18 protein-coding genes are annotated in these 22,323 nt (G+C 71.6%); 14 read left to right on the top strand and 4 right to left on the bottom strand.

Going from position 1 to position 22,323, the window contains the following annotated elements:
• Position 1: 1 nt before the first annotated feature.
• Positions 2–2,092, bottom strand: coding sequence for a SpoIIE family protein phosphatase (locus tag ACSMXO_RS41065; RefSeq protein WP_455416053.1), 2,091 nt, complete (start codon positions 2,090–2,092; stop codon positions 2–4).
• A 342-nt stretch (positions 2,093–2,434) separates the two neighbouring features.
• On the opposite strand from ACSMXO_RS41065, the gene ACSMXO_RS41060 reads away from it, so the two are divergent.
• A complete protein-coding gene (locus ACSMXO_RS41060; RefSeq protein WP_455416052.1) occupies positions 2,435–6,805 on the top strand; it encodes a HAMP domain-containing protein in 4,371 nt (1,456 codons plus the stop codon).
• A 43-nt stretch (positions 6,806–6,848) separates the two neighbouring features.
• Complete coding sequence (locus tag ACSMXO_RS41055; protein ID WP_346258712.1) at positions 6,849–7,403, top strand: response regulator; 555 nt, start codon at positions 6,849–6,851, stop codon at positions 7,401–7,403.
• A gap of 183 nt (positions 7,404–7,586) precedes the next feature.
• On the opposite strand, the gene ACSMXO_RS41050 is transcribed toward ACSMXO_RS41055, so the two are convergent.
• Positions 7,587–7,922, bottom strand: a complete 336-nt coding sequence (locus ACSMXO_RS41050; protein WP_346258713.1) for an STAS domain-containing protein — start codon at positions 7,920–7,922, stop codon at positions 7,587–7,589.
• A gap of 164 nt (positions 7,923–8,086) precedes the next feature.
• On the opposite strand from ACSMXO_RS41050, the gene hemL reads away from it, so the two are divergent.
• The 7 genes from hemL to ACSMXO_RS41015 all read left to right on the top strand — a co-directional run bounded on the left by hemL (position 8,087) and on the right by ACSMXO_RS41015 (position 14,944).
• Complete coding sequence (hemL, locus tag ACSMXO_RS41045; RefSeq protein WP_455416051.1) at positions 8,087–9,424, top strand: glutamate-1-semialdehyde 2,1-aminomutase; 1,338 nt, start codon at positions 8,087–8,089, stop codon at positions 9,422–9,424.
• Positions 9,425–9,429: 5 nt separating this feature from the next.
• Positions 9,430–10,080 carry a histidine phosphatase family protein gene (locus tag ACSMXO_RS41040; RefSeq protein WP_101368544.1) on the top strand — a complete coding sequence of 217 codons (651 nt, stop codon included), beginning with the start codon at positions 9,430–9,432 and terminating at the stop codon, positions 10,078–10,080.
• A gap of 1 nt (position 10,081) precedes the next feature.
• Positions 10,082–10,678: a TlpA family protein disulfide reductase gene (locus ACSMXO_RS41035; RefSeq protein ID WP_455416050.1), complete on the top strand. Its 597-nt coding sequence runs from the start codon at positions 10,082–10,084 to the stop codon at positions 10,676–10,678.
• A 96-nt stretch (positions 10,679–10,774) separates the two neighbouring features.
• Positions 10,775–11,617: a cytochrome c biogenesis CcdA family protein gene (locus ACSMXO_RS41030; RefSeq protein ID WP_455416049.1), complete on the top strand. Its 843-nt coding sequence runs from the start codon at positions 10,775–10,777 to the stop codon at positions 11,615–11,617.
• Complete coding sequence (resB, locus tag ACSMXO_RS41025; RefSeq protein WP_455416048.1) at positions 11,617–13,353, top strand: cytochrome c biogenesis protein ResB; 1,737 nt, start codon at positions 11,617–11,619, stop codon at positions 13,351–13,353. Before ACSMXO_RS41030 ends, resB begins: the two co-directional genes overlap by 1 nt.
• Positions 13,353–14,381 (top strand): c-type cytochrome biogenesis protein CcsB, encoded by a 1,029-nt coding sequence (gene ccsB, locus ACSMXO_RS41020; RefSeq protein WP_455416047.1) that lies wholly within the window; start codon positions 13,353–13,355, stop codon positions 14,379–14,381. Before resB ends, ccsB begins: the two co-directional genes overlap by 1 nt.
• A 131-nt stretch (positions 14,382–14,512) precedes the next feature.
• On the top strand, positions 14,513–14,944 hold the full coding sequence (locus ACSMXO_RS41015) for a VOC family protein (RefSeq protein WP_455416046.1): 432 nt from the start codon (positions 14,513–14,515) through the stop codon (positions 14,942–14,944).
• 176 nt (positions 14,945–15,120) lie between these two features.
• On the opposite strand, the gene ACSMXO_RS41010 is transcribed toward ACSMXO_RS41015, so the two are convergent.
• Complete coding sequence (locus tag ACSMXO_RS41010) at positions 15,121–16,347, bottom strand: Clp protease N-terminal domain-containing protein (protein ID WP_455416045.1); 1,227 nt, start codon at positions 16,345–16,347, stop codon at positions 15,121–15,123.
• 145 nt (positions 16,348–16,492) lie between these two features.
• On the opposite strand from ACSMXO_RS41010, the gene ACSMXO_RS41005 reads away from it, so the two are divergent.
• The 4 genes from ACSMXO_RS41005 (at position 16,493) to mqnP (ending at position 20,120) form a co-directional block, all read left to right on the top strand.
• On the top strand, positions 16,493–17,125 hold the full coding sequence (locus tag ACSMXO_RS41005) for a LysE family translocator (RefSeq protein ID WP_455416044.1): 633 nt from the start codon (positions 16,493–16,495) through the stop codon (positions 17,123–17,125).
• Between the two features lie 125 nt (positions 17,126–17,250).
• A complete protein-coding gene (locus ACSMXO_RS41000; RefSeq protein ID WP_455416043.1) occupies positions 17,251–17,655 on the top strand; it encodes a hypothetical protein in 405 nt (134 codons plus the stop codon).
• A 102-nt stretch (positions 17,656–17,757) separates the two neighbouring features.
• Positions 17,758–19,221, top strand: coding sequence for a menaquinone biosynthesis decarboxylase (locus ACSMXO_RS40995; protein ID WP_455416042.1), 1,464 nt, complete (start codon positions 17,758–17,760; stop codon positions 19,219–19,221).
• Positions 19,218–20,120, top strand: a complete 903-nt coding sequence (gene mqnP, locus ACSMXO_RS40990) for a menaquinone biosynthesis prenyltransferase MqnP (protein ID WP_455416041.1) — start codon at positions 19,218–19,220, stop codon at positions 20,118–20,120. The genes ACSMXO_RS40995 and mqnP overlap by 4 nt, the downstream gene beginning before the upstream one ends.
• Positions 20,121–20,157: 37 nt before the next feature.
• Here mqnP and ACSMXO_RS40985 read toward each other — a convergent pair whose 3' ends face one another.
• Positions 20,158–21,441, bottom strand: coding sequence for a terpene synthase family protein (locus ACSMXO_RS40985; RefSeq protein ID WP_455416040.1), 1,284 nt, complete (start codon positions 21,439–21,441; stop codon positions 20,158–20,160).
• Between the two features lie 190 nt (positions 21,442–21,631).
• On the opposite strand from ACSMXO_RS40985, the gene ACSMXO_RS40980 reads away from it, so the two are divergent.
• Entirely contained in the window at positions 21,632–22,261 is a 630-nt protein-coding gene (locus ACSMXO_RS40980) for a UbiX family flavin prenyltransferase (protein WP_346258728.1), read from the top strand.
• Positions 22,262–22,323: the final 62 nt, after the last annotated feature.

Raw genomic sequence — 22,323 nt, 5'->3', positions numbered from 1 at the left:
GTCAGCCGGTCGAGTCGTTGCGCAGCACCAGGATGGCGATGTCGTCCCGGGGCGACTCGACCGAGAAGTTGATCGCCGCCGCGCGCAGCCGGGCGGCCACCACCTCCGCCGAGTAGCCGGCCAGCGGCGCCGCCGCGTCCCGAAGCCGCTCGATGCCGAAGAGCTCCCGGCCGCGCCGCCGCTCGGTCACCCCGTCGGTGTAGAAGACCAGCGCGTCGCCGGGGCCGAGCCGCACCTCCGCGACCGGCGAGGTGATCGAGTCGAGCAGGCCGAGCGCCGTACCCCCGGAACCCACGAACGACGCCCGCCCGTCGGCGCGGACCAGCACCGGCCGGTCGTGACCGGCCAGATAGAGCGAGACGGTGAGCCGGCCGGTCCGGTCCCGGTCCACAGCGGCCAGCGCCAGTGTGCAGTACCGGCCGCCACCCCGCTCCACCAGCGTGCCGTTGAGCCGGGCCAGCGCCTCCGGCAGCGGCTTGCCGTCGCCGACCAGGACCCGGATCACGTCCCGGACCAGCCCGGTCACCGCCGCCGCCTGCACGCCCTTGCCGGAGACGTCCCCGACCACCACCAGCCAGCGATCCTCGGACAGCGGCACGACGTCGTAGAAGTCACCGCCGACCTCGGCCGCGTCCCCGGTCGGCACGTACTCGGCGGCGAACCCGATCCCCTCCACCACCGGCAGCACGGGCGGCAGCAGCGACTGCTGGAGGGTGTGCGCGACCTTGCGCCGCTCGTCGTGGATCCGGGCGTTCTCGATCGCCAGCGCCGCCCGCCGGGCCACGTCCTCCAGTACGGCGATCTCGTCCGGGTCGTGCCGGTGCCGCTGGTGCCGCCCCACCGCCAGGGTGCCGAGCCGCTGCCCCCGGGCGACCAGCGGGATGGCGAAGCCGTCCATCGGAGCGCCGATCGGTACCTGCCCCTGGCTGCGGGACGCCTCGCGCAACCGGGACTGCACCGACTCCGGACCGTCCTCCTTGAGCATCTTGTGTAGTTGCGGCAGCACCGCCTCGTCGGCGTGGGTGGCCGCGGCCAGCTTCAACCGCCCCCACTCGTCGGTGACGTGCACCGCGCACCACTGGCCGAGCCGGGGGACCACGAGCTGCGGGATCAGCGCCATCGTCAGCTCGACGTCGAGCGACTGGGCGAGCAGTTCACTCGCCTCGGCGAGGAAGGTCAGCCAGGTCTGCCGGCGTACGTCGGCCCGGCGCAGCCGGTCGTTCTCCAGGTGCAGGGAGAGCCGCTCGGCGACCAGTGCGGCGAGCGGGCGGGCGTACCCCGACGGCGCGGCGTCGAGTTCCAGCTCCCCGGCGTACGGCCGGTGCACGGTCAACGGCACCCGGAGCAGTTCGTCGCCGGGTCGGGGCTGCCGGCCGTACCGGGCCAGGAGTTGCCAGCCGGCGCCGTCGCCCCGGTCGAGGCGTACCGCCCCGCCGGCCGCGCCGACCATGTCGCCGACCCGGACCAGCAGGTCGGCGGCGAAGGTGGGCAGCGGATCGTCGGCGTACGGATCGGGGGCGGTCTGCATCAGCGCGCTCATCGCCCCGGCGCTCGGCGCGGACGGGCCGGGCGGGCCGCCGGCGCCGCCGGTGGACCCCGCGTGCCCCGCCTCCAGCGCGTGCGGCCCCACGGCCGGGTCCTTGCGGTCCAGCCGGAACCAGACGCCCTTGCCGGTGGCCTGGTGGGTGGTGCCCCACCGGCTGGCGAAGTGGTCGACCAGGAGCAGCCCCCGGCCCCGCTCGGAGACCTGCGAGATGTCCGTCAGGTCGTTCCTGGGCCGGGCCGTCACGTCGTCGATCGGTCCGGCCGCGAAGTCGGAGACCGTCACGGTCAGGCCCGAGGAGTCCGCGACGACCTCGATGTCCAGTTCCGTGCGGGCGTGCTCGACCGCGTTGGTGGAGAGTTCGGTGGTGAGCAGCAGTGCCTCGTTGAGCAGTTCCTCGAGGCCGGTCTCGGCGAGTACCGACCGGACCAGGGCGCGGGCAGCCGCCGGGGTACGTCGGTCGGCGGGTAGCCGTACCCGGCGCAGTTGATCGCCGGTGCCCCCGGTGGCCGCTCCGCCGGTGCCCGTGCCGCCCGCCTCCGCTGACACCTTCCGTATCCTCCACCGATCCGAGATCCAGGCCACCCTATCCGGGCCGGGCAGGTCTGCGCCGCGCTCGTGCCCGGCAGGCGGTCGGAGCGGGGCCGCGCTACGCTGAACCGTGCCCCACTTGACCGTTCTGCCCGCTTTACCTCCTGGTTGGTCCCGCCGACTGCCGCTCCCGACTCCGGTGTGCGCCGAGGGTGGCATTGGGTGGACGAAAGGCACAATGATGGGTGTGGTCGCCGCCCGCGCGGAACCGCGCGGGCGCGGCAGAGCGGATTCGCCGACCACCTGGCGGCGCGGGCCGGCCGGGCTGGCCCACCTCCTTCGAAACCTGAGCGAGGAACGATGACCACGGCGAAACAGATCTCTGCCGAGGAGCGGTCCGCCAGCGAGGACGCGGTGCTGCTCAGCGAACTCGCCGACGCGTTGCGCCGGGTCCGTCGCGGCGATCTGAAGGTACGGCTGCCCCGCCGGGCCGGTGTCGCGGGCGAGGTGGCCGACGCCTTCAACGAGGTGGTCTCCCTCCAGGAACGGCAGCACCTCGACCTGCGCCGGATCAGCCGGATCGTCGGTCGGGACGGCCGGCTCACCGAGCGGTTGGACGAGGAGGGGCTGGACGGCGCCTGGGCCGAGGGGCAGCGGGCGATCAACCAGCTCATCGACGACCTGGGCCGGCCGACGACCGAGATCGCCCGGGTCATCGTGGCGGTCGCCGACGGCGACCTCTCCCAGCACATGGCGCTGGAGATCGACGGCCGGCCGCTGCGCGGTGAATACCTGCGGATCGGCCGCACCGTCAACACGATGGTCGACCAGCTTTCGTCCTTCTCCAACGAGGTGACCCGGGTGGCCCGGGAGGTGGGTACCGAGGGTGAGCTGGGCGGCCAGGCCGACGTACGCGGCGTCGCCGGCACCTGGAAGGACCTCACCGACTCGGTGAACACCATGGCGTCGAACCTGACCTACCAGGTGCGGTCGATCTCGCAGGTGACCACGGCGATGGCCCGGGGCGACCTGTCGCAGAAGATCACCGTTTCCGCCAAGGGCGAGGTCGCCGAGCTGGCGCACACCATCAACGGGCTGACCGACACGCTGCGGCTCTTCGCCGAGCAGGTGACCCGGGTGGCCCGGGAGGTCGGCACCGAGGGCAAGCTGGGCGGCCAGGCCGAGGTGCCGAACGTCGCCGGCACCTGGAAGGACCTCACCGACAGCGTCAACTCGATGGCGTCGAACCTGACCGCCCAGGTGCGGAACATCGCCCAGGTGTCGACGGCGGTGGCCCGGGGCGACCTGAGCCAGAAGATCACGGTGGCCGCGCAGGGCGAGATCCTGGAGCTGAAGGACACCGTCAACACCATGGTGGACCAGCTCTCGTCCTTCGCCGACGAGGTGACCCGGGTGGCCCGGGAGGTCGGCATCGAGGGCAAGCTCGGCGGCCAGGCCCAGGTACGCGGCGTCTCCGGCACCTGGCGGGCGCTGACCGAGAACGTCAACCAGCTCGCCGGCAACCTCACCTCGCAGGTGCGGAACATCTCCCAGGTCTCCACCGCGGTGGCCAAGGGCGACCTGTCGCAGAAGATCACCGTCGATGCGCAGGGCGAGATCCTGGAGCTGAAGTCGACGGTGAACACGATGGTGGACCAGCTTTCGTCGTTTGCCGACGAGGTGACCCGGGTGGCCCGGGAGGTCGGCACCGAGGGCAAGCTCGGCGGCCAGGCCGAGGTGAAGGGGGTCTCCGGCACCTGGCGGGATCTCACCGACAACGTGAACTCGATGGCGTCGAACCTGACCGCCCAGGTCCGGAACATCGCCTCGGTCACCACGGCGGTGGCCAAGGGCGACCTGTCGCAGAAGATCACCGTCGATGCCCGGGGCGAGATCCTGGAGCTGAAGTCGACGGTGAACACGATGGTGGACCAGCTTTCGTCGTTTGCCGACGAGGTGACCCGGGTGGCCCGGGAGGTGGGTACCGAGGGCAAGCTCGGCGGCCAGGCCCAGGTGCGCGGCGTCGCCGGCACCTGGCGGGATCTGACCGACAACGTGAACTCGATGGCGTCGAACCTGACCGCCCAGGTGCGGAACATCGCCCAGGTGTCGACGGCGGTGGCCCGGGGCGACCTGAGCCAGAAGATCACCGTCGACGCGCAGGGTGAGATCCTGGAACTCAAGCAGACGGTGAACACCATGGTCGACCAGCTCTCGTCGTTCGCCGACGAGGTGACCCGGGTGGCCCGGGAGGTCGGCACCGAGGGCAAGCTCGGCGGTCAGGCCGAGGTGAAGGGGGTCTCCGGCACCTGGCGGGACCTGACCGACAACGTGAACTCGATGGCGTCGAACCTGACCGCCCAGGTCCGCAACATCGCCTCGGTCACCACGGCGGTGGCCCGGGGTGACCTGTCGCAGAAGGTCACCGTCGACGCCCGGGGCGAGATCCTGGAGCTGAAGGGCACCGTCAACACGATGGTGGACCAGCTCTCGTCGTTCGCCCACGAGCTGACCCGGGTCGGCCGGGAGGTCGGCGTCGAGGGCAAGCTCGGCGGTCAGGCCCAGGTCAAGGGCGTCTCGGGTACCTGGCGGGACATCACCGAGAACGTCAACCAGCTCGCCGCCACGCTGACCACCCAGCTCCGGGCGATCGCCCAGGTCTCCACGGCGGTCACCACCGGCGACCTGACCCAGCGGATCGCCGTACAGGCGCAGGGCGAGGTCGCCGAGCTGAAGGACAACATCAACCAGATGATCGTCACGCTCCGGGAGACCACCAAGAAGAACGCCGAGCAGGGCTGGCTCGACTCCAACCTGGCCCGGATCGGCGGTCTGCTCCAGGGGCAGCGGGACCTCGGCGAGGTCTGTCGCATGATCATGACCGAGGTGACCCCGCTGGTCGACGCGCAACTCGGCGCGTTCTTCCTGGCCGACACCGACGAGGCGGTGATGCGGTTGCGGCTCACCGCGTCGTACGGCTACGTGGCCCGGCACCACGACGTCACGTTCGGCCCCGGTGAGGGGCTGGTCGGGCAGGCGGCGTTGTCCCGGCGGACGATCCGGGTCGGCGCCCCGCCGAACGGCAGCCTCACGGTCCGCTCCGGACTCGCCGCCACGCCCCCGGCCGACCTGGTGGTGCTGCCGGTGCTCTTCGAGGGGGAACTGCTCGGCGTCATCGAGTTCGCCAGCGTCTCGCCCTTCTCCGACCTGCACCTGGCCTTCCTGGAGCGGCTGGTCTCGACCATCGGCGTCGCGCTGAACACCATCCAGGCCAACCGGCGTACCGAGGAACTGCTCTCCCAGTCCCAGCGGCTCGCCCACGAGCTCCAGGAACAGTCCGCCGAACTCCAGCGCACCAACGCCGAGCTGGAGGACAAGGCGCAACTGCTCTCCGAGCAGAAGGGCAACATCGAGACCAAGAACCGGGAGATCGAGCTGGCCCGGATCGGTCTGGAGGACAAGGCGCAGCAGTTGGCCCGGGCCTCGGCGTACAAGTCGGAGTTCCTGGCCAACATGAGCCACGAGCTGCGTACGCCGCTCAACTCGCTGCTGCTGCTGGCCCGGTTGCTGGCGGACAACTCGGAGGACAACCTGACCGAGAAGCAGATCGAGTTCGCCCGCACCATCCACAGTGCCGGCTCCGACCTGCTCTCGCTGATCGACGACATCCTCGACCTGTCCAAGATCGAGGCGGGCCGGATGGACGTCGAGCCGACCGAGGTGCGGTTCTCCGAGATCCGCAGCTACGTCGAGCAGGCGTTCGCGCCGCAGGCCGAGGAGCAGGGCCTGGACTTCCAGGTACGCATCTCCAAGGAGCTGCCGCCGACCCTGGTCACCGACGCGCAGCGGTTGCAGCAGATCCTCCGCAACCTGCTCTCCAACGCGGTCAAGTTCACCGACAACGGGGCGGTGACGCTGCGGATCGGTCCGGCGCCGGAGGGAGCGTTCTTCGACGTACCGGCGCTGGCGACCGCGCACCAGGTGGTGGCGTTCACCGTCATCGACACCGGCATCGGCATCTCGGACGACAAGCTCGGGCTGATCTTCGAGGCGTTCCAGCAGGCCGACGGCACCACCAGCCGGCGGTACGGCGGCACCGGGCTCGGGCTGTCGATCAGCCGCGACCTGGCCCGCCTGATCGGCGGCACCATCACGGTGTCGTCGGCACCGGGGCAGGGCTCGACGTTCACCCTCTTCGTACCGGACGTACTGGCCCCGGACGCGGTGGTCGCCCCGGTGCCGGTGCCGCCGATGCAGACGCCCCGGGGCGGGCTGCCCGCCATGCTGCGTACCCAGAACGAGCCGGACCGGCCGATCACCCCGGCGGCCCGGCAGCTCGACGGCGCCACCGTGCTGATCATCGACGACGACGTCCGCAACGTCTTCGCCCTGACCAGCGCGTTGGAGCTGCACGGCATGACGGTGCTCTACTCGGACAACGGGGTGGACGGGGTGCGCCTGCTCGCCGAGCATCCGGAGGTGGACATCGTCCTGATGGACGCGATGATGCCCGACCAGGACGGCTACGAGACAACCCGGGCGATCCGCCGCAACCACCGCTTCACCGACCTGCCGGTGGTGTTCCTGACCGCCAAGGCGATGCCGGGAGACCGCGAGTCGGCACTCGGCGCCGGTGCGAGCGACTACATCACCAAGCCGGTGGACCTGGACGAGTTGATCGAGCTGATGGCCTCCTGGGTCAACGGGGGCGGACGGGAGGTCGAGGGGTGAGCGCGGATGATGCGGGCATGATCCGAGGCGGGGGGACGTTCGAGTGAGCGAGCTGGCCAAAGCCCTGCTGGTCGACGACCGGCGGGAGAACCTGATGGCGCTCGAGGCGATCCTCCAGGGGCTGCCCGTCCAGTCGGTCGCGGTGGAGAGCGGCGAGGCGGCGCTGAAGCAGCTCCTGGTGGAGGACTTCGCGGTCATCCTGCTGGACGCCCAGATGCCGGAGATGGACGGTTTCGAGACCGCCAGTCACATCAAGCGGCGGGAGCGTACCCGGCACGTGCCGATCATCTTCCTCACCGCCGCTGACCGGGACGCCCAGCTCGCCCTGCGCGGGTACGCCGTCGGTGCCGTCGACTACCTGACCAAGCCGTTCGATCCGTGGGTGCTGCGGGCCAAGGTCTCGGTCTTTGTCGAACTGTGGGTGAAGACGCGGCAACTCGCCGCACAGTCCGAGCTGGTCCGGGAACGGGACAACCAGTGGCGGACGATGGCCGAGGCGGTGGACGACGCGGTGGCGCTGCTGCGCTCGGACGACCCGGCGGGGCGGGAGCGGGCGGTGGAGGTGCTGGAGCAGGCGCGTTGGGGTGCGGTGGCCTGAAGGGGCCGGGTGCCTGACAAGGCGGTAGGTCGCTTCCTCGCCGTCGTGCGGGGGGTTGGGGGCCGGATCACCCGCTCTGGGCGGTCAGGCTTGATCCCGACGCGGGCGATCCGGCCCCCAACCCCGACGTGGTCGGGTCGCCGCCGGTCGGGTGGTCGCGTCGCCGTCGGGCCGCCGGTGGCGTCAGCCGGTGGCCTGTTCGTTGCGGATCATCAGGGCGGAGCGCAGGCCGGTGATGTCCAGCACCCGGAGCAGGAAGTCGCCGACGTTGGTCAGCACCAGCAGACTCTGCGCGTGGCTGGCCTTGCGACTGAGTACGACCAGGGTGCCGAGGCCCTGCGAGTCGCAGAACGTGACATCGGTGAGATCCAGCACGATTCGGGACGGTGCGTCGCCGAGCACCTCGTTGACGACGCTGGACAGCCTGGCGGCGGTGAGCATGTCGATCTCGCCGGCGAGGATGAGTGTCACCTCGTCGGTGCCGCGCTGCACGCCGATGGTCAGGTCCGCCCGGTTCACCCGTTCAGCCTATCGCGACCTAGCCGAACCGGCCTCTGACGGCCGGTCGCCCCACCGGACGGTAAGGGGACCGGGCTCGGGTTATCGGCTGTCGGCGTGACGTGCGCGACGGCCCGAGGGGTGGGTGCCGGGCGCACAGGTAGCGCTGACAGAATGGCGGCACCGTGAGTGAGACGTACCCCGCCGGCCCCGGTCGCTATCCGGCTGCGGCACCGGCCTCCCAGGCCCTGTTCGACCGCGCCCGCACCCTCGTGCCGGGCGGGGTGAATTCTCCCGTGCGCGCGTTCCTGGCCGTCGGCGGCACGCCCCGGTTCATGGCCCGGGGCGAGGGCGCGTGGCTCTTCGACGTGGACGGCCGACGTTACGTCGACCTGGTCTGCTCATGGGGGCCGCTGATCCACGGGCATGCCCATCCCCAGGTGGTGGCGGCGGTGCAGGCAGCGGCCGCCGACGGGACCAGCTTCGGCGCCCCGACCGGGGCCGAGGTAGAGCTGGCCGCCGAGATCGTCGCGCGTACCCCGGTCGAGCAGGTCCGCCTGGTCAACTCCGGGACCGAGGCGACCATGTCGGCGATCCGGCTGGCCCGGGGCTTCACCGGCCGGGGCAGGATCGTCAAGTTCGCCGGCTGCTACCACGGGCACGTCGACGCGCTGCTCGCCTCGGCGGGGTCCGGGGTCGCCACGCTCGGCCTGCCGGACTCGCCCGGGGTCACCGGCGCGGCGGCGAGCGAGACGATCGTGCTGCCGTACAACGACGTGGCGGCGGTGGAGGCGGTCTTCGCGGCCCAGGGGTCGGAGATCGCGGCGGTCATCACCGAGGCCGCTCCGGGGAACATGGGTGTGGTGGCACCTCGGGACGGCTTCAACCAGGCACTGGCCCGGATCGCCCACGCGCACGGCGCGCTGCTGATCCTGGACGAGGTGATGACCGGGTTCCGGGTCTCGGCGGGCGGCTGGGCGGGGCTCGATCCGGTCGACGCCGACCTCTACACCTTCGGCAAGGTGATGGGTGGCGGGCTGCCGGCGGCGGCGTTCGGCGGCCGGGCCGAGGTGATGGGGCGGCTCGCCCCGGCGGGCCCGGTCTACCAGGCCGGCACGCTCTCCGGTAACCCGCTGGCCACCGCGGCCGGGCTGGCCTCGCTGCGGCTGGCCGACGCGGCGACCTACCGGCGGCTTGATGAGACGGCCGCCACCGTGGGCAAGCTGGCGAGCGACGCGCTGGCCGCCGCCGGGGTGCCGCACCGGCTCTCGTACGCCGGGAACATGTTCTCGGTCTTCTTCACCGACGCGGACGTCTACGACTACGACACCGCGCGGACCCAGGACGTGGCGGCGTTCCGGGCGTTCTTCCACGCGATGCTGGCCGGCGGGGTCTACCTGCCGCCCAGCTCCTTCGAGTCGTGGTTCGTGTCGACGGCGCTGGACGACGCCGCGCTGGAGCAGGTCGCGGCCGTGTTGCCGGTCGCGGCGGAGGCTGCGGCGGCGGCCGGTCACGGGGGGTAGGGAACGTGGGCAGCACAACGGTCGTGCACGTGCTCCGGCACGGTGAGGTGTACAACCCGGAGAAGATCCTCTACGGCCGGCTGCCCGGCTACCGCCTCTCCGAGCTGGGTGTGCAGATGGCGAAGGCGGCCGCCCAGGCGCTCGCCGAGCGCAACGTCACGCATGTGGTGGCGAGTCCGCTGGAGCGGGCCCAGCAGACGGCGGAGCCGATCGCGGCGCAGTTCGGGCTGCCGGTCGGGGTCGACGAGCGGCTGATCGAGAGCGCCAACTGGTTCGAGGGGAAGCGGGTCTCGCCCGGCGACGGTTCGTTCCGGGACCCGCGCAACTGGTGGGTACTGCGGGACCCGGTCACCCCGTCCTGGGGCGAGGCGTACACCCTGATCGCCGAGCGGATGTTCGCAGCCCTGCACGCGGCCCGGATCGCCGCCGAGGGGCGGGAGGCGGTCTGCGTCTCGCACCAGCTTCCGATCTGGACCCTGCGCCGGTACGTCGAGCACAAGCGGCTCTGGCACGACCCGCGCAAGCGGCAGTGCGGGCTGGCCAGCCTGACCTCGTTCCACTTCGACGGTGCCAAGATCGTCGGGATCGGCTACACCGAACCGGCCGCGCACCTGGTCGCCATGTCGCCGACCGCCCGGACGGCCAAGGGGGCATGAGGTGAGTCGCCCCCGGTGGTCCGCCGGCCTCGGCGCGCTGCTCGCCGTCGCCGTGGCGCTGGCCGTGGCCGGCTGCTCGGGCGGCGACGGGGGCGGGAACGACTGGAAGGACAACTGCACGACCACGGACGGCATCGTCGAGTGCGCGCCGGAGCACCGCCCGGCGGCTCCGCCGGTCTCCGGTGAACTGCTGACCGGCGGGACGTACGACCTGGCCGGGGAGCGCGGCCGGGTGGTGGTAATCAATTTCTGGGGTTCCTGGTGCGCGCCGTGCCGGGCCGAGGCCGACGACCTGGAGGCGACCTACCAGGCGACCAAGGACCGGGACGTCCGCTTCCTCGGCATCAACATCCAGGACGGGCGGGACAAGGCGAAGGCGTTCGAGGCGGCCTACAAGGTGAGCTATCCCAGCCTCTTCGACCCGCCGAGCCGGCTGGCGCTGGCCTTCGACATCCCGCCGAACTCGATCCCGGCCACCATCGTCCTCGACCGGGAGAACCGGATCGCGGTGGTGATCCGGGCCGGCACCACCCGGGACAGGCTGGAGCCGATCGTCGCCCGGGTGGCCGACGAGAAGCCGCCGGGCGGGCCGAACTGATGGGCGGCCGGTGGTGATCGGCGGGGGCGTCGCGCCGACGGGTGTGGGCTTCGCGCCGACGGGTGTGGGCTTGGCGCCGACAGGCGGCTTGGTCTGATGGGCGAGACCTTCGCCGAGCTGGCCGAGAGCGGGCCGGTGCTGCTGGCGATCGGGGCGGCCGCGCTGGCCGGCCTGGTCAGCTTCCTCTCCCCGTGCGTGCTGCCGTTGGTGCCCGGCTACCTGTCGTACGTGACCGGGTTGGCCGGCAGCGACCTGGAACAGCGCCGCGCCGCGACCGACCGCGCTCCGGACGGGCCGGGCGGGGAGTCGGCCGGCGGCGCAGTGGCGGTGGCGACCCGGCCGGTCCGGACGCCCCGGGCGGTCCGGGGGCGGGTGCTCGCCGGCACGCTGCTCTTCATCGCCGGCTTCACCGTCGTCTTCACCCTGACCGCGGTGCTGGTCACCGCCGTCGGGCAGGCGCTGTTCGCGCAGCGGCGACCGCTGGAGATCGGCATCGGCATCGTGATCATGGTGTTGGGGCTCTCCTACCTCGGGCTGGTCCCCGGGATGCAGCGGGAGTTCCGGATCCGCCGGCTGCCCTCGGCCGGCCTGCTCGGTGCGCCGGTCTTCGGGGCGGTCTTCGCGCTCTCCTGGGTACCCTGCGTCGGGCCGACCCTCGGCGCGGTGGTCGGGATGGGCACGGCGAGCGGTCAGGCGGACCGGGCCGCGCTGCTCGCCGTCGCGTACTGCCTGGGGCTGGGGTTGCCGTTCGTGGTCTTCGGGCTCGGCTTCTCCCGGCTGCTCGGGCTGTTCCGGGCGGTGCGCCGGAACAGTCGCTGGGTCACCCGGGTCGGCGGCGCGCTGCTGATCGCGATCGGGCTGGCCCTGGTCACCGGCGGCTGGCAGGACCTGGTCATCTGGTTGCAGACCACGTTCGGGGTCGGCGAGGTGAGCATCTGATGTCGACCGAGGAGCGGGAGGCCGTGACCGGGGCGGGTGCCGCGCCGGCCGGCGTTGCCGAGGCCGAGCCGCCGGCGGCCGGCGGCCCGACCGGGGGTGGCCAGCCGTCCCGGGTACGCCGTACCCCGCTGCCGCTGGCCCTGCTGCGCAACTCGTGGCGGCAGCTCACCAGCATGCGTACCGCGCTGATCCTGCTCTTCCTGCTGGCCCTGGCCGCGATCCCCGGCTCGGTGCTCCCACAGCGCAACATCAACATCGAGAACGTCAACCGGTACGCCGCCGAGCATCCGGACCTCTTCCCGATCCTGGACCGGCTCGGCGGCTTTGACGTGTACGCCTCGCCGTGGTTCTCGGCGATCTACGTACTCCTGTTCACCTCGCTGGTCGGCTGCATCGTGCCCCGGCTGCGCGACCACGTCCGGGCGCTGCGCGCCGCCCCGCCGCCCGCGCCGAAGCGGCTGGACCGGCTGCCCCGGCATGCCGTGCTGACCGACTCCGACGGGGACCTGGCCCGGATCGCGGCGGTGCTGCGCAGGCGGCGGTGGCGGGTGGTGGTCCGCGGCGACACCGTGTCGGCGGAGAAGGGCTATCTCAAGGAGACCGGCAACCTGCTCTTCCACTTCTCGCTGATCGGGGTGCTGCTCGGCATCGGCCTCGGCTCGTGGTACGGCTGGCACGGCAACCGGCTGCTGGTCGCCGGCCAGGACAACGCGTTCTGCAACACGCTCCAGCAGTACGCGGAGTCCAAGCTCGGGCACCGGGTGGACAGCAGCGACCTGCCGCCGTTCTGCCTGGAGCTGACCGACTTCACCGCGAGCTTCCTGCCGACCGGGCAGCCGTCGTCGTTCCGGGCGACGACGCTGGTGGAGCAGGGCGACCGGGCGCCTTACCAGGCGAGCTTCTCGGTCAACGACCCGTTGCGGCTGGACGGGGCCAGCGTCTATCTGCTCGGGCACGGCTACGCGCCGATCCTGCAATACACCGACCGCAACGGCAAGTCGGTGGAGAGTGACGAGGCGTTCCTGACCATCGACGGCAACCTGACCAGCGAGGGCGTGGCGTTGTTCCCGGACGTCAACCTCGACCCGGTGACCGGGGCGCGCAACCCCGACCTTCAGGTCGCCTTCGAGGGGCTGTACTTCCCGACCGCGCCGGACGCGCCGCCGTTCGTCCGCTCCACGTACCCGGCGGAGCGGTCTCCGGCGGTGATGCTCTTCGCGTACCGGGGCAACCTCGGGCTGGACGCCGGGATCCCGGGCTCGGTCTACCGGCTGGACCAGCGCCAGGTGAGCAGCGGCAAGCTCAAGCAGCTCGGCGACGGGAAGCTGCTGCGCCCGGGTGAGAAGTGGACGCTCGACGACGGCACGTCGGTGGAGTTCGTCGGCACCCGCCAGTACGTCACCATCTCGGTCCGGTACGACCCCGGCGAACGGATCGTGCTGATCAGCTCGGTACTGCTGCTGGTCGGGCTGATGCCGTCGCTGTTCGGGCGGCGGCGCCGAGTCTGGTTCCGGCTTTCTCCGGCACCGGCCGACGCGACCACGACAGGTCGTAGTAGTTTGGTGGAGGTCGGTGGCCTGCCGCGTACCGAGTACGCGGGGTTCGCCGACGAGTTCGACCGGCTCGTCGCCGCGACGCGATCCGGCGGGGTGCCAGGCGACGACGTGCCGCGACCCGACGTGCCGCGACCTGACGGGTCGCGACGTGACGGGGCGACGGAAGAGGGGACCGACTGATGGCCGCGCTGTCCGACCAACTCCTGGTGGTCACGATCCTGGGCTACCTGCTGGCGATGATCTGCCACGCCGTCGAGTACGCCTTCGGCACCCGCAGCGTCATCGGCCGGGCGGCGGCGCGACCCGAGCGCGAGCGCGAGCGGGTGCTGGTCGGGGCGGGTGTCGGCGCGGCCGGCGGATCCGGTCCGGTCGACGCTCCGGCGCCGGTCGCTGGGACCAAGCTCGCCGCCACCGACCCGCCGGTCCCGACCGCCGGGGCGCGGTCGCCCCGGGCGGTGCTGGCCGGGCGGGCCGCCGTCGCGCTCACCGTGCTCGCCGCCGTGGTCCACCTCGCCGTGCTGACCACCCGGGGCATCGCCGCCGAGCGCATGCCGTGGGGCAACATGTACGAGTACCTGCTCTCGGTCACCTTCGTCGGGGTGGTCGGCTGGCTGGTGCTGCTCTACCGGCGTTCGACGCTGCGGCACCTCGGGCTCTTCGTCGCGCTGGCCATGGTGCTGCTGCTGGCCGTCGCCGGGCTGGTGCTCTACGTACCGATCGTCCCGCTGGTGCCGGCGCTCGACTCGTACTGGTTCGTCGTGCACGTGGCGACGATCGCCACCTCGTCCGGCATCCTGCTGCTCGGTGCGGTGCCGGCGGTGATGTACCTGATCCGGCACGGCTACGACCAGGGCAAGCGGAGCTTCCCGTACAGCCTGGGCGCTCGGGTGCCGGCCGCCGACACGCTGGAGCGGCTGACCTTCCGGCTGCACGCGTTCGCCTTCCCGATCTTCACCTTCGCGGTGATGGCCGGCGCGGTCTGGGCCGAGGCGGCCTGGGGGCGGTACTGGGGCTGGGACCCGAAGGAGATCTGGGCCTTCATCTCCTGGGTGGTCTACGCCGGCTACCTGCACGCCCGGGCCACGCCGAGCGTGAAGCGCCCGGTGGCGACCTGGATCGCCGTACTCGGCTTCCTGACCATGCAGATGAACCTGTACGGCGTGAACATCTTCTTCGAGGGTTTGCACTCGTACGGCGGCCTCGACTGAGGCTTCCAACTCCTCCAGCGCGCGACTATCTTCAGCCTTGACTTATATAAGCGAGGCGTAGAAGATCGGTCGTGCGTGCGGCGAACCGCGCGTGCCCACCCTGCCGCCGTGCCACGAAGGAGTTCCGCGAAGTGTCTGCGATCGCGTCCCAGAAGGTCACCCCGTTCCTGATGTTCCAGGACGGCAGGGCCGAGGAGGCGATGGCCTTCTACACGTCGCTCTTCGACGACGGCGAGGTGCTCGCCGTCGACCGGTACGGCCCCGGCGAGGACGGTGCCGAGGGGACGGTGCGGCACGCCACCTTCCGGCTCGGCGGCCAGCAGTACATGTGCATCGACAGCAGCGTCACGCACGGGTTCGGCTTCACCCCGGCGGTCTCGCTCCATGTGACCTGCGAGTCGGAGAAGGAGATCGACCACCTCTACGGTGCGCTCGTCGAGCGCGGCCAGGAGCTGATGCCGCTCGGCTCGTACGGCTTCAGCGCCAAGTTCGGCTGGGTCAACGACCGCTTCGGCGTCTCCTGGCAGCTCACCCTGCCGACCGAGGCGGCCGTCGCCCAGTAGCGCTCAGCAGCAACGTCGCAACCGGCCGACAACGCCACGACCGCGGACGCGCGGGCTGTTCGGCCGGCATCGTGCGGATCCTGCCGCCGGACGCGGGTGCGCTGACGACCAATGGCGAACTCACCCCGACCGGGGCGTACCCGGGTGCGGGTTCGCTCGCGGGATCAGTCCGGCTTTCACCTGGGTTCGACGAGCGTCAACTCGTGCGCGACCCGGTCGCGTAGCACGACCGGGTCGGCGCCGACCCGACGGAGCAGAGCGCCCACGTCGGCATTGCCGTCGACCAGGGCAGAGAGCAGGTGCAGGGTGCCCGCGTACGGGTGTCCCATGCCGAGCGCCATCTCCTCGGCACGCCGGTACGCCGTTCCCATCGTGGTTCCCATCGGTGGATCTGCCGAACGGCTCCGTCTCAACGTCTCGATCGACAAGTCAGGATCGGCCTCCTCCGTGACGCCCTGCTGCACCGCGTCAGCGAACACGGCGAGGGCGGACACCCCGCACAACCGCAGCACCCTGGCTCCGCTGTTGGCCTGCTGGTCGGCGGGCCGCAGCCGGAGCCCGGTGAGCCGCAGGCGGTCGTCCGTGCGCAACATCGACAGCATCATGTGGCTGGCCGTCACGATGCCCTGTCCGAGCCGGACAGCCTGCCGTCGGGCCTCGCCCTCCAACGGAATCCGTAGCGGCCCTAACCGGCTGACCCGCGCCATTTTCCGGATAACACCCCACTTGAACCGGACCCATAGCGGAGTCTGACCCCGACTCGCGAACAGGGACTCGAAGGCGGTGTTGTGCCTGTGGTTGGCGCCGTCCTGGTCGAGGTGCGGATGGGCGAGGATCTCTCGGCGTAGTGTGGCGACGTCCAGACGCTGGCGCCCGATCGCCTGGATTGCTCGGTGCGCTGGATCGGCGGTCAGCCCCAGCATCAGGTGCAGGGCGTTGGTGCTGCTCAACCGCGCCGGGTACGCCCGCAGCAGCGCGTCGGCAAGCGCGTTTCGCACCCCTGGCGTCCACTCCGGTTCGCTGCGGAGTGCCGGGGTGCGGCTGATCCTGGCAAGCAGGGCGGGGATCGGGCTCAGGGTCCCACGTCGCACCAGCCACTGGGTCTCGCGGAGCGTGCCGTCGATTTCCCAGTCGAGACCGGGCACGGGTAGCTGCGACACGGGGTTGTCAGGGTGGTCCGGCTCGGCATCACCCCGACGGAAGCGGAACACCTGGCGGGTCCACCGTTGCGGCCAGTCGAAGGCTTCGTACCTGGCCACGTCCGGCAACACCTGCCAGAGGTCGTCGGTTCGCACCGTGGCCCGGCCAGCCGATGCTGCCAGGTAGTACGCCATCCACAACGCGTGGTGCGTCAGGTCACCGAACTCAACCGGTCGAGTCGACGGTCCTAGCTGTTCGACCATGCCACCCCCACGTCAGCCGGGATCCGCCTGCAGAATCACCATCCATCCCGCATCGTCGGGCCTGATGTCAACCGGATCACCTCAGCCCGCTGCCGGCCCGAGCCGGATTTCGACCGGTGGAGGTGGTCGATCGTAGGCTCGGACCATGTCGTGGACGACCTATGGCAGCTTCCTCGTCTTCGCCGTCGCACTGATCGTGGTGCCGGGCCCGGACTTCGCCGTGGTCACCCGGAACACGCTCAGCGCCGGGCGAGGGCGAGGGTTGTGGAGCGCCGCCGGTGTCGCCTGCTCCAACGCCGTACAGGGCAGTGCGGCCGCGGCCGGGCTGGGTGCGGTGATCGTGCGGTCCCAACCGCTGTTCCAGACGATCAAGTGGGTGGGCGTCGTCTATCTCGCCTTCCTCGGCTGCCAGGCCCTGCGGTCGGCGTGGACCGGTCGGTACGCCCCGCTGGGCGGGAAGCCCGGCGGAGGGCCCCCCGGCCAGGCCCTCGCCGGCTGGCGCCAGGGCTTCCTGTCCAACATCACCAATCCGAAGGTGCTCGCCTTCTACCTGGCCGTGCTTCCGCAGTTCGTCGGGGGATCCGCGCCGTTCGTCGTACTGCTGCTCTTCGCGCTCAGCCACGCGACGCTGTCGTTGCTGTACCTGTCAATGCTGGTCAATGTGTTGCACCGGGCCCGCCGGCTGCTGTCCCGGCGTAAGGTCCGTCGCTCGCTGGACGCGGCCACCGGCACCGCGATGCTCGGCTTCAGCGTCCGGCTCGCCGCCGAGCGGGCGTAGCAGGGCCGGCTCGTCACCGAGCGGGCGTAGCGCGCTAAGTCTTGCTGTTGACAAGATGTCCCCTCGTGCGGGAATCTTGACGTCGACAAGTTGCCGCTTGTCGAGCTACCGACAGGAGATTCCTGATGTCGTCCGCGACGCAGAGCACCGCCGCGATCCTGCTGATCACCGTCTCGACGATCGCGTTCGGCGGTCTGTCCCTGCTGATGCACCTAGTCCGCCGGATCCCCGGCTACCTGGACAACCCCGTCCGTCGCGCGTTGTGGACCGCCGGACACGCCCACGCCGGGGTGCTGGTGCTGTTCGCCCTGGTGGCGCTGCTCTACCTCGACCGGACCGACGTCGGCGACGGCACCCGGACACTGATCCGTACCCTGCTGGTCGCCGCGCCGGTCCTGATGCCGCTCGGCTTCTTCCTGTCCGTGGTACGTCCCACCGACACCCGGCCCAACAAGCTGATCTGGCTCACCGTGCTCGGTGGGCTGAGCCTGATGGCCGGCACCCTGCTGCTCGGCGTCGGCCTGTTGTGAGGACCGAGCCCCGCAGGCGGGGCCCGCCGTGCGGCAGGACGCCGGTCACGGCGGGGGACCCGGCCTCGTCGCTCGGTCGGGCGGTGCGACAGACTAGCGGCCATGGCGGCTCGTGGCTTCCCGTACACCGATCTCCGGGAGTTCCTCACCGCGCTGGAGGGCGCCGGCGAGTTGCGCCGGGTCCCGGTGCCCGTCGACCCGACGCTGGAGATCAGCGAGGTGGTCACCCGTACCGTCCGGGCGAACGGGCCGGCCCTGCTCTTCGAGCGCCCCACCCGGGGCGAGATGCCGGTCGCGATCAACCTGTTCGGTACCGAGCGGCGGATGGCGATGGCGCTCGGCGTCGACCGGCTGGACGAGATCGGCGAGCGGATCGGCGCGCTGGTCAAGCCGGAGTTGCCGGTCGGCTGGTCCGGCATCCGCGAGGGCCTGGGCAAGGTGATGCAGCTCAAGTCCGTACCGCCGAAGAAGGTCAAGACCGCCCCCTGCCAGCAGGTGGTCTACCGGGGCGCCGACGTCGACCTGAACCGGCTGCCCGGCCTCCAGGTCTGGCCCGGCGACGGCGGGATCTTCCACAACTACGGGCTGACCCACACCAAGCACCCGGAGACCGGCAAGCGTAACCTCGGGCTCTACCGGTTGCAGCAGCACTCGCACAACACCCTCGGCATGCACTGGCAGATCCACAAGGACTCCACCGCACACCACGCGGTCGCGGAACGCCTCGGCCAGCGGCTACCGGTGGCGATCGCGATCGGCTGCGACCCGGTGGTCAGCTACGCCGCCTCGGCCCCGCTCCCGGGCGACATCGACGAATACCTCTTCGCCGGCTTCCTGCGCGGCGAGCGGGTCGAGATGGTCGACTGCCTGACCGTGCCGCTCCAGGTGCCGGCGCACGCCCAGGTCGTGCTGGAGGGCTACATCGAGCCCGGTGAGCGGCTGCCCGAGGGGCCGTTCGGCGACCACACCGGCTTCTACACCCCGGTCGAGCCGTTCCCGGTGCTGCACGTCGAGGCGATGACCACCCAGCGGGAGCCGGTCTACCACTCGATCATCACCTCCAAGCCGCCGCAGGAGGACCACGGGCTCGGCAAGGCCACCGAGCGGATCTTCCAGCCCTTGCTCAAACTGCTGATCCCGGACATCGTGGACTACGACCTGCCGGCCGCCGGGGTCTTCCACAACTGCGCGATCATCTCGATCCGGAAGCGCTATCCGAAGCACGCCCAGAAGGTGATGAACGCGATCTGGGGCGCCCACCTGATGTCGCTGACCAAGCTGATCGTGGTGGTCGACGAGGACTGCGACGTGCACGACTACGCCGAGGTGGCCTGGCGGGCCTTCGGCAACGTCGACTACGCCCGGGACCTGCTGCTCACCGAGGGCCCGGTGGACCACCTGGACCACTCGTCGTACCAGCAGTTCTGGGGCGGCAAGGCCGGGGTGGACGCCACCCGCAAGCTGCCGACCGAGGGCTACACCCGGGGCTGGCCGGAGGAGATGACCATGTCGCCGGAGATCCGGTCCCTGGTGGACAAGCGCTGGAAGGAGTACGGCATCTCATGACGGCCGTGGCGGAGTCGCCGGGGCGGGTCAAGTCCTTCCTCCGGCTGGTGACGATCGAGCACTCGGTCTTCGCGCTGCCGTTCGCGTACCTCTCCGCGCTGACCGCGATGCAGCGGCACGGCGGGCAGGTGCGCTGGCTCGACCTGCTGCTGATCACCATCGCCATGGTCGGGGCGCGGACCTTCGCCATGGCGGCGAACCGGATCATCGACCGGCGCATCGACGCCCGCAATCCGCGTACCGCCGGGCGGGAACTGGTGACCGGGGCGGTGAGCGTCCGGACGGCCTGGACCGGCGCGATCGTCGCACTGCTGGTCTTCCTCGGTGCCGCCGCGGCGCTCAACCCGCTCTGCCTGGCCCTCGCCCCGCTCGCCGCGATCCCGCTGGTGGTCTATCCGTACGGCAAGCGGTTCACCGACTGGCCGCACGCGATCCTGGCCCTGGCCCAGGCGGTCGGCCCGGTCGGCGCCTGGCTCGCGGTGACCGGCACCTTCGACGGCTCCGGCCCGGCCTGGCTGCTCGGCGCGGCGGTCGGGCTCTGGATCGGCGGCTTCGACCTGATCTATGCCTGCCAGGACATCGAGGTCGACCGCCGGATCGGGGTACGCAGCGTCCCCGCCCGCTACGGTCTCCGGTTCGCGCTGCACGCGTCGACCGTCGCCCACGTGGCGACCTTCGGCCTCTTCTTCTGGTACGGGCAAATGGTCGGGCTGGGCTGGCTCTGGTGGGTCGGGCTGGTGCTGACCGCGCTCGCCTTCGGCTACCAGCACGTGCTGGTCACCCCGACCGACCTGTCCCGGGTCAACCGGGCCTTCTTCACCGCCAACGGTTTCGTCGCGATCGCCCTGTTCGTCTTCGCCCTGCTCGACCTGGTGATCCGGCTCCACCTCGCCGGCTAGCGGAGAGCGGCCCCCGGCGAGCGGAGAGCGGCCCCGGCTAGCTGGACGGCTCGGTCCGGGCGCCGATGCCGTTCGGCGGCCGGTCGGGGCGGCGGCGCGGCTCGGCCCGGCCGAGCGCTCCCGCCGGGCGGGCGCCGGCCAGGGCGTCCCGGTAACGGGCACTCTCCATGGACCAGTCCATGGTGCCGCGCACCGAGTTGCCGAGCCCGTCCAGGTATTGCCGAAGGGGCCCGTCCAGGGCCGGCCCGAACGACGGCACGGCGTCGCGCAGTTCGACGAACCGTCGCATGCTGCGCTGCCAGCGCCGGACCACCGCCTCGATCGCCGCCTCGACCGGGATCCCTTCCTCCCGGGCCACCGCCAGCACCAGGTTGTGCCCGCCGGAGGTGGCCACGTCCCGCTCCAGGGAGAGCAGATCGTTGAACCAACTGAGCAGGTCGTTGGCGGTGTCGGCGACCTCGCGTACCGCCGGGTGGTGGTAGATCGCGTCCGGCACCGGCCGGCCGGTGGCGAACTCGATCAGGGCGTACGAGACGTACGCGGCGGAGGTCGCCCGGCGCAGCGGGATGTACTCGGCGACGCCGGGCAGCCGCCCGCTCGCCTTGTTGATCGCCTCGGTGACCACGCCGGCGAGGTGGTGCGCCACCGCGTCGACGAAGCGGTCCCGCCAGGCCGCCGACATCCGCTGGTACGGGGTCCGCCAGGCATCCGCCAGCATCCGCCGGAGCGGCCCGTCGAACGCCTCCGGCCTCGGTGCCGGCTGGTTGGCCGCCCGGCTCTGCGGCGGGGTGGTGAGCCGGGCCGCCGGCTGGTTGGTCGACCGGGCACCTGTCGCGGCCGGCGGGTGGTGCGCGGGCCGGGACTGCGCCGCCGAGGGGTGTCCGGTCCGGGGGCCCGGGGCGGCGGCGTGGGACGGCCGACCGGGGGTGGCCGCCGGTGCGGGCTGCCCCGACCGGGACGGCGACCCGGGCGGCGGCCCGGCCGGCGTGGAGCGGAGCAGCCGCAGCACCCCGTCGCAGAGCGCGGAAACCTCGGCCGGCCGGGGGCGCCGGGTCGCGTCGCAGGCGTCGTCGAGCAGGAAGAACCAGGTGAAGAGGGCCGCGATGACCCGCAGGTCGGCCTCGCTGGCGTCCGGATACAGCCGGCCGGCGTACCGGGCGACACCGCCCCGGGCGAGCCGGTCCCGGGCCGCCGCGTCGAGCGGGCCGATGATCAGGTCTGCCCAGTCGACCAGCCACTCCTGCACCTCGTCGGCGTGCGGGCAGAGGCGTGCCGGTATCGGACACCTCAGCTCGGCCGCCCACGAGCTGATCCCGTACATGCCCGGCCCCCTTCGTCCATGCCGCGCGGGCAGACGTGAGCAGCATTGCAGTTTCCGGCCGGTCTGTGACTGCCGTCGGGTACGTCCTATTTCGCAGTAAGTGATGATCCGGTCGCTCTGCGGGCCGCCCCGCAGGTCGCGGCCGGGGCCGGTCGGCGCCGGCTCCGGTGCTTGCGGCAGGCTGGTGGGCATGAGAAGGCCGTGGGTGGTCGGCGTCTCCGGGGCATCGGGTACGCCGTATCCGGCCGCCGTGCTCGGCGGGCTGTTCGACGCGGGTGAACCGGTGGACCTGGTCGTCTCCCGGGCGGCCCGGCTGACGATCCTGGACGAGACCGGCCGCCCGTTCCGGGACGCGCACTGGAAGGACGACCTCGCCGCCTGGCTGGGCCGGGACCTGGCCGGCGCGGACGTGGCGTACTGGCCGGCCGGAGATCTCGCGGCCGGGCCCAGCAGCGGGTCGTACCCGGCCCGGGGCATGGTGGTGGTGCCGGCGAGTACGGCGGCCTGCGCCGGAATCGCGATCGGCCTCTCCAAGGACCTGCTGCAACGGGCCGCCGAGGTGAACCTCAAGGAGCACCGGCCGGTGGTGGTGGTGCCCCGGGAGACTCCGGTCACCCGCAGCCACCTGGAGCACCTGATCACCCTGCACGACGCCGGAGCGGTGGTGTTGCCGGCGAGTCCCGGCTTCTACGGTGCCGGGGCCGCCGCCTCCGCGCGGCAGCTCGTCGACTTCGTGGCCGGAAAGGTGCTCGACGCGCTCGACGTGCCGCACTCCCTGTTCCGGCGCTGGTCCGGCGAGCTGGGGGCCGATCGGGGCTGAGCGCCCCGGTGCCGACCCCCTGCCCGGTGTCGGTCAGTGAACCCTTCGACCTCAGCGTGCGG

The sequence above is a fragment of the Plantactinospora sp. DSM 117369 genome, assembly GCF_053764795.1.
This window is presented reverse-complemented; position numbering and strand designations above follow the sequence as displayed.